The 14,444-nt window shown below is 42.7% G+C and carries 15 protein-coding genes; all 15 read right to left on the reverse strand.

From position 1 onward, the window contains the following. Positions 1 to 11: 11 nt before the first annotated feature. Positions 12 to 818 carry a sulfite exporter TauE/SafE family protein gene (locus J3U75_RS05010; RefSeq protein WP_267390845.1) on the reverse strand — a complete coding sequence of 269 codons (807 nt, stop codon included), beginning with the start codon at positions 816 to 818 and terminating at the stop codon, positions 12 to 14. A gap of 75 nt (positions 819 to 893) precedes the next feature. Further along, positions 894 to 2,468 carry a bifunctional phosphoribosylaminoimidazolecarboxamide formyltransferase/IMP cyclohydrolase gene (gene purH, locus J3U75_RS05015; RefSeq protein ID WP_267390846.1) on the reverse strand — a complete coding sequence of 525 codons (1,575 nt, stop codon included), beginning with the start codon at positions 2,466 to 2,468 and terminating at the stop codon, positions 894 to 896. Positions 2,469 to 2,500: 32 nt separating this feature from the next. Next, positions 2,501 to 2,746, reverse strand: coding sequence for a helix-turn-helix domain-containing protein (locus tag J3U75_RS05020; protein WP_100141142.1), 246 nt, complete (start codon positions 2,744 to 2,746; stop codon positions 2,501 to 2,503). Between the two features lie 31 nt (positions 2,747 to 2,777). Continuing rightward, positions 2,778 to 3,782: a tRNA dihydrouridine synthase DusB gene (gene dusB / locus J3U75_RS05025; protein ID WP_267390847.1), complete on the reverse strand. Its 1,005-nt coding sequence runs from the start codon at positions 3,780 to 3,782 to the stop codon at positions 2,778 to 2,780. A gap of 490 nt (positions 3,783 to 4,272) precedes the next feature. Then, positions 4,273 to 6,153, reverse strand: a complete 1,881-nt coding sequence (gene dxs, locus J3U75_RS05030; protein WP_267390848.1) for a 1-deoxy-D-xylulose-5-phosphate synthase — start codon at positions 6,151 to 6,153, stop codon at positions 4,273 to 4,275. 210 nt (positions 6,154 to 6,363) lie between these two features. Next, complete coding sequence (gene rlmH / locus J3U75_RS05035; protein ID WP_100141139.1) at positions 6,364 to 6,834, reverse strand: 23S rRNA (pseudouridine(1915)-N(3))-methyltransferase RlmH; 471 nt, start codon at positions 6,832 to 6,834, stop codon at positions 6,364 to 6,366. 26 nt (positions 6,835 to 6,860) lie between these two features. After that, positions 6,861 to 7,250, reverse strand: coding sequence for a ribosome silencing factor (rsfS, locus tag J3U75_RS05040; RefSeq protein WP_100141138.1), 390 nt, complete (start codon positions 7,248 to 7,250; stop codon positions 6,861 to 6,863). 62 nt (positions 7,251 to 7,312) lie between these two features. Continuing rightward, complete coding sequence (gene nadD, locus J3U75_RS05045; RefSeq protein ID WP_267390849.1) at positions 7,313 to 7,948, reverse strand: nicotinate-nucleotide adenylyltransferase; 636 nt, start codon at positions 7,946 to 7,948, stop codon at positions 7,313 to 7,315. Continuing rightward, complete coding sequence (locus J3U75_RS05050) at positions 7,945 to 8,508, reverse strand: beta-class carbonic anhydrase (RefSeq protein ID WP_100141136.1); 564 nt, start codon at positions 8,506 to 8,508, stop codon at positions 7,945 to 7,947. Before J3U75_RS05050 ends, nadD begins: the two co-directional genes overlap by 4 nt. 125 nt (positions 8,509 to 8,633) lie before the next feature. Further along, entirely contained in the window at positions 8,634 to 9,947 is a 1,314-nt protein-coding gene (locus tag J3U75_RS05055; protein WP_100141135.1) for an NCS2 family permease, read from the reverse strand. Positions 9,948 to 10,149: 202 nt separating this feature from the next. Then, positions 10,150 to 11,478: a tRNA (N6-isopentenyl adenosine(37)-C2)-methylthiotransferase MiaB gene (gene miaB / locus J3U75_RS05060; protein ID WP_267390851.1), complete on the reverse strand. Its 1,329-nt coding sequence runs from the start codon at positions 11,476 to 11,478 to the stop codon at positions 10,150 to 10,152. 14 nt (positions 11,479 to 11,492) lie between these two features. Further along, positions 11,493 to 11,879, reverse strand: a complete 387-nt coding sequence (locus tag J3U75_RS05065; protein WP_143558400.1) for a hypothetical protein — start codon at positions 11,877 to 11,879, stop codon at positions 11,493 to 11,495. 525 nt (positions 11,880 to 12,404) lie between these two features. Beyond that, positions 12,405 to 12,788, reverse strand: coding sequence for a 50S ribosomal protein L17 (rplQ, locus tag J3U75_RS05070; protein WP_100141132.1), 384 nt, complete (start codon positions 12,786 to 12,788; stop codon positions 12,405 to 12,407). 18 nt (positions 12,789 to 12,806) lie between these two features. Then, on the reverse strand, positions 12,807 to 13,793 hold the full coding sequence (locus J3U75_RS05075) for a DNA-directed RNA polymerase subunit alpha (RefSeq protein ID WP_100141131.1): 987 nt from the start codon (positions 13,791 to 13,793) through the stop codon (positions 12,807 to 12,809). Positions 13,794 to 13,817: 24 nt separating this feature from the next. Beyond that, positions 13,818 to 14,438 carry a 30S ribosomal protein S4 gene (gene rpsD / locus J3U75_RS05080; protein WP_025331687.1) on the reverse strand — a complete coding sequence of 207 codons (621 nt, stop codon included), beginning with the start codon at positions 14,436 to 14,438 and terminating at the stop codon, positions 13,818 to 13,820. Positions 14,439 to 14,444 lie beyond the last annotated feature (6 nt).

A 14,444-nucleotide genomic window follows, 5' to 3' on the forward strand; every position in this document is an offset into this window, starting at 1 on the left:
TCGTTTATCAGTTATAACAATACAGCTTTGCTTAAAAAATACATGCTCATGAAGAGCAGCAGACAAGCAAAACATTTTTTCAGCTTTCTAGGTGAAAGATAATGCGCCACTTTAGCACCCTGTCTGGCTGTGATAAAACTCATGAAACTGATGCCAATAAACGCATAAATATGAACATATCCTATGGTATGTTCAATATGAATTTGTTCATGGGCACCAAAAAACATAAAGCCTATGGCACCAGCAAGCGCAATTGGCAGACCACATGCGGCAGAAGTACCTACAGCTTGCTGCATAGCTAATCCGCTTCGATTTAGATAAGGTACAGTTAGACTGCCTCCGCCAATACCAAACAAAGCTGACGCAATACCGATGATTACACCTGCCAACCAGTGCCAGCGAGAATTAACTAACTGAGTTTGCTGTAAATTTTGTTGACTGCAGGCGGTGCGAAACATATTGATACCAACCATAAGGGTAAAAATACCAATAACCAGTTGAAGTTTTTCTCCTGATAATGCATCTGCGATGGCTGCACCGCCAAACGACCCCAATACAAGACCAGGTGTTAAACGCCCAACAACTGGCCAGATTACTGCATGATTTTTGTTATGCGCCAGCATGGAACTAATAGAAGTAACCATAATGGTTGCTAGAGAAGTACCCAGCGCCAGATGCATCGTGACCGCTTCACCATAACCTGCATGCATAAAGACGATATACAGAATAGGTACAACAATCAAACCACCACCAACGCCAAACAGTCCAGCAGCGAAGCCTGCTACAGCACCTATTAATAAATAAGTAAGCAGTTCCATAAATTAGCTTAATTACAATTTTTGGTCAGAAGATAAACAAAAATAGTAGCTTTTGTATCAAAGCCATGGAAAAAATTAATGACGGAAGTGGCGCACACCTGTGACCACCATAGCAATTCCATGTTCATTGGCAGCAGCTATTACTTCTTCATCCCGAACAGAACCGCCGGGCTGGATAATGGCTTTGATACCTTGTGCAGCAATCACATCCACACCGTCTCTAAATGGAAAAAAAGCATCTGAAGCGGCACAGGCACCGTTTAATTCGAAGCCAGCATCCTGTGCTTTTCGCGCAGCAATTCGCGTGGAATCGACACGGCTCATTTGTCCTGCTCCGATACCATACGTCTGCCCGTTTTTACCAAATACAATAGCATTAGATTTCACATACTTAGCTACATTCCATACAAATAGTAAGTCTTTAATTTCCTGTTCGCTGGGTACTCTTGCTGTTACGACCTTTAAATCACTTGCATCGATATAATGCCTGTCTGGTGTCTGCACCAGCAAACCACCACCCACACGTTTTAATTCAAACTGATTTGCTCCGGCAGACAAAGGAATTTCCAGTACTCGGACATTCTTTTTGGCCGCTATGATGACCTTGGCCTCGTCCGTGAAAGCAGGAGCCAATAAAACTTCGAGGAACTGACCAGTTACGGCTTCTACAGTGGCCGCATCTACTTCACGATTGAAGGCAATAATTCCTCCAAATGCACTGGTTGTATCGGTCGCCAGCGCTAATTGGTAAGCGGTTAAAGTGTCATTGGCTATGGCAACACCACAAGGATTAGCATGTTTGACAATAACACAGGCCGGCTGAGTAAAAGACTTGACTGTTTCCCATGCTGCATCGGCGTCCGCAATATTGTTGTAAGATAATTCTTTTCCCTGCAGTTGCTGATATTTAGCGAGACTGCCTTCAGCAGGCTGCAACTCTCGGTAAAATGCAGCCTGCTGATGTGGATTTTCGCCATAGCGTAAATCCTGAATTTTCAGCCAGCTTTGGTTATATTGCTGGGAAAAGGTTTGTAAATCTGGTATTCCAGATAAATTCTTATCGTCAATGCGTGTCAGATAATTGGCAATCATGCCATCATATTGAGCTGTATGCGCAAAAGCTTTGCGTGCTAGATTAAATCGGGTTTGCTCAGACAGGTCACTTTGCTTTCTGATTTCATCGATTATAGCAGCATAATCATTACTATCAGTTACAATAGCCACATCACGCCAGTTTTTGGCGGCAGAGCGAACCATTGCAGGACCGCCGATATCGATATTTTCGATGGCGTCTTCCAATGTACAATCCTGTTTCGCAACAGTTGCAGCAAAAGGGTACAGGTTTACACATACAAGATCTATGGTTCCGATAGCTTGTGCTGCAAGCTGATTCATGTGTTTAGCATTATCACGTCGTGCCAGAATACCACCATGGATTTTAGGGTGTAGTGTCTTTACTCGCCCATCCAGCATTTCCGGAAATCCAGTATGGTCTGCTACTTCAGTCACCGCTATATTTTCTTTGGCCAATAGACTGGCAGTTCCTCCGGTTGACAGTAATTCAACGCCCAGTTGTACTAACTGACGCGCAAAATCAACCACACCAGTTTTATCAGACACACTTATCAGTGCCCGTTTGATTCCCACCATGACATCTCCCTTAGTATTCAATTAAAACTGCCTCAGTCCAGCAAATGATACTGCATTAATTTTTTTCGCAAAGTATTGCGATTGAGACCTAGAATTTGTGCAGCGCGAGTCTGGTTGTGTTCACAAACATCCATCACACAACGCAACAATGGTAATTCCATCTGCTGCAACACCATATCATAAACAGCACAAGGTGTTTCTCCATCCAGATCTGCAAAATATTGCCTTACATTGACCTCTATACATTGAGCGATACTTACTTTGGGTGCTTCACTCATTTATATTATCCTCGTATGACAAGGCAAACAGTTACTGCTGCCGATAGGAGCAAGGCCATACCGATAGTTGTGCTACCTGCCTGTCTAAAAAATCATTAATCAGCTGTAACTGAATCTTCGCATCGTTCACGCTATTGACCTGCTTGCGAAAATGCTCGCCCTGCGGTAAGGCAGCGACGTACCAGCCAATATGCTTACGGGCAATACGGACACCCGTTATATCACCATAGAATTGATGCATAGCCACAATATGTTCTACTATAACCTGTGCATGCTCCGCTACCGTTAAAGAGGGTGGCAAACATCCATGCTGATGATAATGCACAAGATCTCGAAACAGCCACGGTTGCCCCTGAGCTGCGCGCCCCACCATCACGCCATCAGCCTCAGTCTGCTGCCATACTTTTAAGGCTTTTTGTGGACTGGTTATATCTCCATTAACCCACAATGGCAGGTTTATTTGCTGACGTATCTGAGCAATCAGATCATAACTCGCTTCACCACGATACATTTGTGTACGTGTACGGCCATGTACCGCCAGAGCGGCAATTCCTGCCTCCTGCGCCAGATGGGCAATGGTTAGTATATTGCGATGCTCATCATCCCACCCAAGCCTTGTTTTCAAAGTTACAGGCACATCTACTGCATTAACTACAGCCTGTAAAATTGCTTCAACCAATGATTCATTCTGTAATAAAGCACTGCCTGACAGTACATTACATACCTTTTTGGCTGGACAACCCATATTGATATCAATGACGTCTGCACCACGGGCAACATTATAGCGTGCAGCTTCTGCCAGTTGCTGCGGTTCACTTCCAGCTATCTGAACTACCTTGATACCGCTTTCACCCTTATAATCCGCACGCTGCAAAGTTTTACGAGTATATTGCAAGCTTGGATCACTGGTAATCATTTCACTGACTGCCCAGCCGGCTCCGAACTCACGGCACAGCTGGCGAAAGGGTTTATCAGTTATACCAGCCATGGGAGCCAACGCAACAGGGGCTGTCAGCTGATAACAACCTATTTGCATATTCAGTAAACTAATTATGGGAAATCAATATTCAGAGGTGAATTATTGTACATTTTTTAGGCAATCACTCCAAATATAAATACCAATATTTAACCAAAGAGAGGTTATGCTGCATCCTTTCTACTACTCGTAAAATGGAAATTTCGTTCTAAGCAGAAGCCATTACAGCAAAGTTTTTATGTAGGATATTAAATTAAATTTTCAACCAACTAAAGACACCAGCAATAACCAAAAAGCTGCTAATGAAGAAATATTAAAACAGACGAACAACAGATTTAATTATTGAATTGATTCGCATATAACTAAAATTAGCTACTGAAAACTGACTAAAATCAATATAATGTTGAAAAAAAGCATAACACCTAATTTTTTCTGGCTATTAGATTAGTTGCTATTTAATATGTAACTGCAACCATAAGAATTTATGTCAAATATGCTTAGAAGATTTAGAACATTGAAACCAAGCCTAAACCAGGATTTTAGCTAAAAACTAAACGACCCAATCAAGAATGTGTTGCTGAATTTTGGCAGCACTCAGTCCCATCTGGTCTAATAGCTGTGCTGAATCACCATGCTCAGTTACAATATCAGGTATGCCCAGTGTGAGAACCGGTTTGACTAAATTATGCTGTGTCAGCACTTCAAGCACTGCACTGCCAGCTCCACCAATCCTACTATTTTCTTCAACGGTCACCAAATAATCATGTTCAGCAGCCAGATGAAGTAAAAGTTCGGTATCCAGTGGTTTAACAAACCGCATATCAGCCACTGTAGCATCGATAGCATCCGCTACACACATAGCAGCTGATACCATACTTCCAAATGCAATTAAAGCAATCCTTTGCCCCTGACGACGTACTACCCCCTTACCAATTGCTACAGTTGCCAAATTCGTACCAGCTGGTACACCTGTACCTGCCCCTCTAGGATAGCGTACAGCAGCTGGCTGATTGAGCTGGTAACAGCTAGATAGCAGTAAACGACATTCATGTTCATCGCTTGGTACGGCAATAACCAAATTAGGCACACAACGAAGGTAGCTTAAATCATAAACACCTGCATGTGTCGGACCATCAGCACCTACAATTCCGCCACGGTCAATGGCAAACAAAACTGGTAAATTTTGCAAAGCAACATCGTGAATGAGCTGATCATACGCTCGTTGCAGAAAAGTGGAATAAATAGCTACTACCGGCTTCATTTGCTCACAAGCCAGACCTGCCGCAAACGTGACTGCATGCTGCTCCGCAATTCCGACATCAAAATAACGTTCCGGATAACGACGAGCAAACTCCACCAGTCCACTGCCTTCTCGCATAGCAGGGGTAATAGCCAGCAGTTTTTTATCTGCCGCTGCCTGATCAATTATCCATTGGCTAAATATCTGGGTATAAGTCGGATTAGAAGCATTTGCACCAGATGAATACAGGCCCTGAGCCGGATCAAAAGCACTGACTGCGTGAAAAGTTACAGGATCATTTTCTGCCAGTTTGTAACCTTGGCCTTTTTTGGTAATGATATGCAATAATTGCGGCCCTTTCCGGTTGCGCATATCCTGAAGCACATCTACAAGCTGAATAACATCATGTCCATCAACTGGTCCGGAATAAGTAAAGCCAAAATTATCGAATAAGGACAGCGTTTCCGAAGTGGTACTTTCTTCAATTAGGCCTTTGATTTTGTTTTCTACCCGCTGCGCTACATCCAGAGCCCCGGGTACCATACCCAAAACCTTTTCTGATTTTTGCTTGATTGATTTCACCAGTCCTTTAACATCATGCAAAGGATTTCTGGCCAGATATTTCGGAAGAGCACCAACATTAGGAGAAATAGACATCTCATTGTCATTTAAAATAACAAGTAAATCCACGTCCATATCACCAGCATTATTCAACGCTTCAAACGCCTGCCCTGCTGTCATAGCACCATCACCAATAATCGCCACACTTCGATTGTTTCTGTGCTGCAATTTATCGGCCACCGCCATACCCAATGCCGCACCGATAGAGGTAGAAGAATGGCCTACACCAAATACGTCGTATTCAGATTCACTGCGTTTCGGAAATCCAGCCAGACCGCCAAACTGGCGCATCGTAGCCATTTTTCCTTTACGTCCGGTCAAAATTTTATGCGGATAACTCTGATGACCCACATCCCATACCAAATGATCCTGTGGCGTCTGGTACACATAGTGTAGGGCTACAGTTAACTCAACTGCACCCAAATTACTCGCAAAGTGCCCCCCTGTCTTGCTTACTGATTCCAGCAAATACGCACGCAATTCATCTGCCAGTTGGGGTAACTGGCTTTTTTGCAAACGACGCAAATCCTGTGGTAGATCAATTGTATCAAGGAGAGGGGTAGGATTCATGATCAGACTTTACTTATTATGAATAAATTCAGACAATATAGGCTATTAGCACTACCAATCTGATTGCAGCGCAATTATATACTAGCCTACCCCCTGTTCGGGGCTATTCATTCTATGTCAGGACATTATTTCTATCTAGATTAATTATAAATAATTAGCACCTCCAGTCACACAAGTTCTGCGACCAGAGGCAGTAACTACCTTAAGAAATTATTCACGATGGTAGGGATGATTATGCAGAATAGACTGAGCACGATATAGCTGCTCAGTCAGCAACACCCTTACCATTCCGTGTGGTAAAGTCAGGCTCGACAATCGCATCAACATATTTGCCCGCTGCTTCAAATTGGTCGTCATGCCATCAGCTCCACCAATAATAAAACACAGATTGTCGCCCTGCTGTTGCCATTTCTTTAAACTATCGGCCAGTTCCATTGAAGTGGGTGCCTTACCACGCTCATCCAATACAATCAGATAACTATGTGCGGGTATGGCTGCAACAATGCGCTGTTCTTCAGCTGCCATAGCCTGCGCGGCATTAACACCGGCACCTCGTTTTTCAGGTTTGATTTCTTTAAGCTGAAACTGAATTTCTCGGCCAAATCTTTTGCTGTAATCACGCACCGCATGATCCACCCATTGCGGCATCTTCGTTCCTACAGCCAATACGGTAATATTCATTCAATCACAAAAAACATCAGAATCCGTCAATCAGCAGCCTGCCATGGTTTAGCTGCGCCAGCATGAAAAGAAGGCTTTTCACCACCCCATAATGCTTCTATATCATAATAATCACGCACCGCTGGCTGCATTACATGTACGACAAGATCACCTGCATCAACCAGAGCCCATTCACCACTATCCAGCCCCTCAGTACTGATTATTTCATAACCAGCTTCTTTTAATTCTACAGCCACATTGTTAGCCAGCGCTTTTACCTGACGCGTACTGTCACCACTGGCAATAATCATTCGCGAAAACAGCGAAGTTTGTGCTGAAGTATCCAACACAGTAATATCTTTACCTTTAATATCTTCAAGTGCATCCACGCAAATGGCAACCATATTGTCCCATTGAGCGATAAGATTTTCATCCATACTGTTTATTTCCTAATGTGTAAAAAGCATTTCCTGCTCGAAAATGCATTAAAACAGGCAAATTATGCCCGATAAAGGTTTTCTTGGTCGATATATTGGGCTACCGCAGCCGGTACATCATCATGCTTCCCTTTTGACCATTCTGCACGAATTTCATGGGAACTTACCGGTAAAAATGATGCCTGTAATAATTTAGCCCGACCGCCATCCGCACCGTCTGGTGCAATCAAATTTTTAGCCAAAGCTTCTGGTAGCCAACCCTGTAAATCATTCGGCAACTCAGTTAAACCTTGTTCGCCACGCTGAGCAATAGCTAGATTCACACTTTGCAATAAAGCCTGATAACGATACCATTTAGGCAATTGTAATAATGAATCCATACCCAGCAACCACCATAACTGTGTCTGTGTAAACACCTGTCGAAATAAAGAAACCGTATCAATCGTATAGGTAGGCCCTTTACGCCGCACATCACAATCAGAAACACTGAAACGTTTATCCATAGCAATTACCTGCTCTACCATGCACAACCGTTGTTCTGCGGTTGAATTAGACTGTCTCAGTTTATGATATGGATCACCAGCCGGAATAAATATCACATTATCCAGCTTTAATTCATCTGCAAAAGCCTGCGCAATATGAATATGGCCATTGTGTGGTGGATCGAACGTACCACCAAACAAACCAACTCGTTTCATACTTTATTTCCATTCACCACAATATTCAGTTTTCCCGTAATGGGATGGATCACCAGACCATGTACCTTTATTTCACTCGGCATCAACGGATGCTTACGTATCATATTAACAGAATGCATAATCGCGTCTTCCACACTATCAAAATCTGTCAACCACTTATGAAAATCCACACCAGCATTCTCCAGTATCTCCAAACGTTCATCACTGATACCACGTGCCCGCATACGATCCAACATATCTGGTACATGTAATTCCTGCATACCACAGTCATAATGCCCAATTACCATGATTTCGTGTACGTTCATTTCAAAGACTGCCACCAGCAACGAGCGCATCACTGAACCCCACGGATGAGTAACCAAAGCACCGGCATTGCGAATCACTTTGGCATCCCCATTTTTCAATCCTAGCGCCCGAGGCAGCAAATCCAGAATTCTTGCGTCCATACAAGACACAATGGCCAGATTTTTTTCAGGATATTTGTCAGTAAAAAACTGCTCGTATTCTTCAGCATCCACAAACTTCTGATTAAAGTCCATAATCTCATCAATTAAAGACATCATTTCTCCATTATCATTTATATAAATCAGTGATTACGAATCATATCGGGTACAATCAGCATTCAAGCCTGCGGCTAAAAATATTCAGGCAGCCATAGCGGCTGCCTGTTATCAACCAAACTACATTATGCTCCAAGCCATAGCAGTTTAAATGCCCATAAAACCGCAATTATCCATACCATGTAAGATACATCTTTAACCCTACCACAGAACAATTTAATCAGTGCATAACTGATAAAGCCCATGGCAATACCATCCGCAATAGAATAAGCGAAAGGCATAAAAATCAGAGTAAAAAATGCTGGCGCTGCTTCAGAAACATCTTTCCAGTCAATCTCAGTCATACTGCGCATCATCAGCACGCCAACATACATCAATGCAGGTGCAGTCGCATAGGGAGGAACACTCGCAGCCAGTTTAGAAAACCATAAACTTGCCAGCATCAAAATACCTACAACAACCGCCGTTAAACCTGTGCGCCCGCCAGCAGCCGCACCCGCTGCTGATTCCACATAAGCCGTAGTAGAAGAAGTACCTAGTCCAGCTCCCACCACAATGGCCGTAGAATCAGCCAACAATGCCTTTTTTACCCGTGGCAACTTGCCGTCTACTAGCAACCCTGCGCGACCAGCCACACCAATCAGTACCCCTGTACTGTCGAATAAATCAACAAAGAAAAAAACAAAAATAACACTTACCAGACTCATGGTAAATAAATCATGAAAATCCAGCTGTAAGAAAGTAGGAGCTAATGAAGGCACTGGTGCAAACACGCCCTGAAACTGATTGATACCCATCAACGAAGCTACAGCCGTAATGGTTAAAATACCAATAATTATCCCGCCGCGTACCCGAAAATGCTCCAATGTGACGATAAAGCAGAACCCAACAATTGTCATCAATACCTGAGGTGAATGAATATCGCCCAAACTAACCAAAGTCGCCGGATTAGAAACCACAACACCGGCACTTTTTAATGCTACTAGAGCAAGAAACAGCCCTATACCCCCACCAATGGAAAACTTAAGCGAATTCGGTAAAGAATTCACTATTGCCTCGCGTACCTTAAATAAGCTCAGGATAATAAAAATAATACCTGAAACAAAAACCGCGCCCAACGCCACTTGCCATGAAATACCCATACCTTTCACTACTGCATAGGTAAAATAGGCATTCAGTCCCATACCCGGTGCCAGAGCAATCGGATAATTTGCTATTAGTCCCATCATCATGCAAGCAAATGCCGAAGAAATACAGGTAGCCACAAAAACGGCACCAAAATCCATTCCTGCATCCTTCAGAATGGATGGGTTGACTACCAAAATATAACTCATTGCCAAAAAAGTAGTCAGGCCTGCTAGCACCTCAGTGCGCACACTACTGCCACTTTCTTTAATTTTAAAAAAACGATCCAAAAAAGAAATACCCACTGGGCTCATGCCAATTCCTTTTAATACCGAAAAAAGGCCACACAAAACCGGCTAACACAATTAAACAGATAGGTAACCGGACAAAAACACTACCATATTGCAGCTAATCGAATAACCAATACAGCCTTCTTGTTTGTATTTATATGCATATTGATCTGCATTTACAAGCCTCATTAGCGCTTTGCTTTCCTCTGCTTTCCTAATGAATTATTCATTCGGCCAAAACAATTTTTCCGCGTAACGAGAATGTATGTGCCTCAGTAATTTCCAACTCAACCATTTGATTTATCAGACGTGGATGGCCGGTAAAATTTACCACTCTGTTATTAGCTGTTCGAGCCTGCAACTGATCTGGATCCTTTTTGGAGACACCTTCCACCAGACAGCGCTGAACACTTCCAAGCATTGATTGATTAATACGAGCTGTTTCAGTCTCTATCACTTCATTTAAAGCCTCCAGCCGACGTACCTTTTCAGTATGTGGCGTATCATCTGGCAAATTAGCCGCTGGCGTACCTGGCCGCGGACTATAAATAAAGACGAAACTTAAATCAAAAGCCAGATCCTGTACCAGCTTCAACGTCTGCTCAAATTCTCGTTCCGTTTCACCTGGAAATCCTACAATAAAATCTGAGCTCAAACATAAATCCGGACGTATAGCACGTAATTTACGAATAATATGTTTATATTCCAATGCAGTATAGCCACGTTTCATTGCTGCTAGCACACGATCAGAACCAGACTGTACTGGCAAATGCAGATGCGATACCAATTTTGGCAAGTCCCGATAGCACTCAATAATAGCGTCAGAAAATTCACGAGGATGGCTCGTTGTGAAACGCATGCGCTCAATACCAGGTATTTCATGGACAATACGCAGCAAAGTAGCAAAATCACATATTTCACCATTGCCCATATCGCCCCGATAAGCATTCACATTCTGCCCTAGCAGGTTAATTTCCTTAACACCTTGTTGAGCCAGTCCGGCAATTTCAGTTAACACATCCTCCAATGGACGAGAAAACTCTTCACCACGCGTGTAAGGGACAACACAGAAACTACAATATTTGGAACAGCCTTCCATAATGGAAACAAAAGCCGCTCCTCCCTCTACACGAGCCGGTGGCAAATGGTCAAATTTTTCTATTTCAGGAAAAGAAATATCTACCTGAGAAAGACCACTCGTCTCCTTATCCAAAATCATTTGCGGCAAACGGTGCAAAGTCTGCGGTCCAAAAACAACATCTACATAAGGCGCCCGCTGAATGATTGCCTCACCTTCCTGAGAGGCCACACAGCCGCCCACGCCGATGATTAAATTCGGATTTTTAGTCTTTAACGGCCGAATACGTCCCAAATCTGAAAATACTTTTTCCTGAGCTTTTTCCCGTACTGAGCAAGTATTAAACAGAATAATGTCCGCATCTTCAGCTCTGTCAGTACGCTCTAAAGATTGTCCTTCCGCAAGTACAGACAGCATTTTTTCGCTATCATACTCATTCATTTGACAACCAAAGGTTCGTATAAATACTTTTTTCATAACACCTAACAATATTATTCAACCTGAGGATTATTCGGGCGGATCAACTCATTCTGTTCCTCATCCGTCAACACCCAGATTTCTAGAATCTGATTCATCCTGTCAAAGCGTACCGCTATCGGAGAGTTCTTGAATCTAGACAAATTATTATAAGTAATAAAACGGTTATTGGCATCATGCACTCTTACGGCACGACTCAATTGAAATGTTTTATTACCATTGATTAAGCCCAGACTCAGGGTACGTAACCAGGCCTTTTTCGCAGTTCCCAATACAACCTGTTGCCCCTCAGCATTTTTCAGCACTACAATCTGAACATCGCGAGGTAAAATACGGCCTGCCCATGCAAATGAAGCAGTCAACAAAATCAAACCACATAACGCCAATCGCAAGTACTTCATAGTTTCTCCTTGAATAACAATGGTTAATTTACGGGAAACAATTATACGCAGAAGACGATTTATCAGCAGCCATTCCAGCAAAGCAATCAAATGAGAACTGATAAATAAAATAATGAAATTATTAATCTGCGTTTAAACATTTAATTACATCATATCGTGCTTTAACTAAAGATAAATAAATGGATGAAATATCATCATATACAAAGATTTAGCTAAGAATTAAGAATTTAATTGCTCTACTAAATAATCAGTGTTAACAAATTCACCTAGCAAACAATTCAAGTCATACCATATATCTTATACTTATAATTATTGCTAGCTATACCCATTAATTATTGCGTGAATCCTCATTTTTTACTTAGTGACAAAGCGACCAAATCTTCTTTTAATAAAACTTGTCGATACCCATCAAGCATTTAAAATAATTTCACAAGTAAAATTTCTACACAATCATAATTGTATTAACGAGCAAATAAACAAAATGAAACAAGCCAGCCTAACGGCTGGCTTGTATTTGAAGTCTGATTACTCAGCAACAGCTTCTGTTTCAGGTGCTTTCTCTACTAACTCAACCAGAGCCAATGGAGCATTATCACCTTTACGGAAACCATATTTCAAAATGCGCAGATAGCCACCATTTCGATTAGCGAAGCGCGGGCCCAATTCATTAAATAACTTTACAACAACTTCACGATCACGTGTACGATTAAACGCTAAACGATGATTGGCCAGTGAAGGCTTTTTACCTAAAGTAATCAACGGTTCAGCTACACGGCGTAACTCTTTAGCTTTCGGCAAAGTAGTTACAATCGCTTCGTGAGTCAACAATGAATTAGCCATATTACGCAACATAGCAGCACGATGACTGCTGGTGCGGTTTAATTTGCGGTTACCATTACGATGACGCATGTCATTATCCTTTAATCATCAAACTTGTGGCTTTTCCAGACTGGCCGGCGGCCAGGCTTCCAGTTTTGAACCCAACGTCAAACCTTTGGAAGCCAGGACTTCCTTGATTTCATTCAGAGATTTTCTACCCAGATTCGGAGTTTTCAACAGTTCAGTCTCTGTACGTTGAATCAAATCGCCAATATAGTAAATATCTTCAGCTTTCAAACAGTTTGCTGAACGAACGGTCAACTCCAGATCATCCACAGGACGAAGTAGAATAGGATCAATAGGTGGTTCTTTTTCTTCCACTACTGCTACCGGCGTACCCTGTAAATCAGCAAAGATTGACATCTGATCAATCAAAATACAGGCCGCACTGCGTACCGCTTCTTCCGGATCAATTGCACCATTGGTTTCAATATCCAAAACTAAGCGGTCTAAATCAGTACGTTGCTCCACACGAGCCGGTTCCACTTCAAAGCTGACACGACTGATAGGCGAAAAGCTTGCATCCAGTTGAATAGCGCCGATACGTTTGTGATCGTCTTTATTTCGACGACCAGACACAGCTTCATAACCACGTCCTTGCTCAACCTTGATTTCCATATTAATACTTCCACCTTCTGACAGATGGCAGATAACATGATCAGGATTAACAATTTCGACGTCATGTGGTAACTCGATATCAGCAGCAGTAACAACTCCTGCTCCAGACTTTTTCAGACTTAGAGTTACCTCTGTGCGGCCATGCACTTTAAATACTACGCCCTTCAGATTCAGAAGAATATCAACAACATCTTCCTGAACACTGTCAAGCGTAGAGTATTCATGCAATACGCCTTCAATCGTTACTTCTGTCGACGCATAACCATTCATTGATGACAGTAAGATACGACGCAAAGCATTACCCAACGTATGGCCGAAACCACGTTCAAACGGCTCCATAGACACTTTGGCTCGAGTAGCAGACAAGGTGTCAACGTCAATTTGACGCGGTTTCAAGAATTCGGATGTGTTTTGCATTTAACTGTCCTCACTTAACCAGCTTTATTTAGAGTAAAACTCTACCACCAGCTGTTCATTAATATCGCCACTCAATTCAGTGCGATCTGGCATGTTTTTGAAAACACCTTCCAGTTTGCCTTCTTCAACAGAAACCCAGCTTGGTAAGCCGATCTGACTGGCCAGACTGAAAGCTTCTTGAATACGCACCTGTTTTTTGGCTTTTTCGCGAACAGCAACTACATCACCAGCTTTTACTTGAAAAGAAGGGATATTGACAACTTGGCCGTTCACGGTAATGGCTTTGTGAGATACCAACTGACGGGCTTCAGCACGTGTAGAACCAAAACCCATGCGGTATACCACGTTGTCTAAACGAGATTCCAACAACTGAAGCAGCAATTCACCAGTCGAACCTTTACGACGGGCTGCTTCAGCAAAATAACGGCGGAACTGACGTTCCAAAACGCCGTAAATACGACGAATTTTTTGTTTTTCACGCAATTGCAATCCATAGCCAGACAGGCGAGGTTTTTTCGCACCGTGCTGACCTGGAGCAGAATCCAGCTTACATTTAGAATCCAGAGAGCGACGAGCACTCTTCAGAAAAAGATCAGTACCCTCACGACGGGCTAATTTACATTTCGGGCCGGTATAACGTGCCATACTCGA

Source organism: Snodgrassella sp. B3088 (assembly GCF_026535815.1).
Taxonomy (GTDB): Bacteria; Pseudomonadota; Gammaproteobacteria; order Burkholderiales; family Neisseriaceae; genus Snodgrassella; species Snodgrassella alvi_E.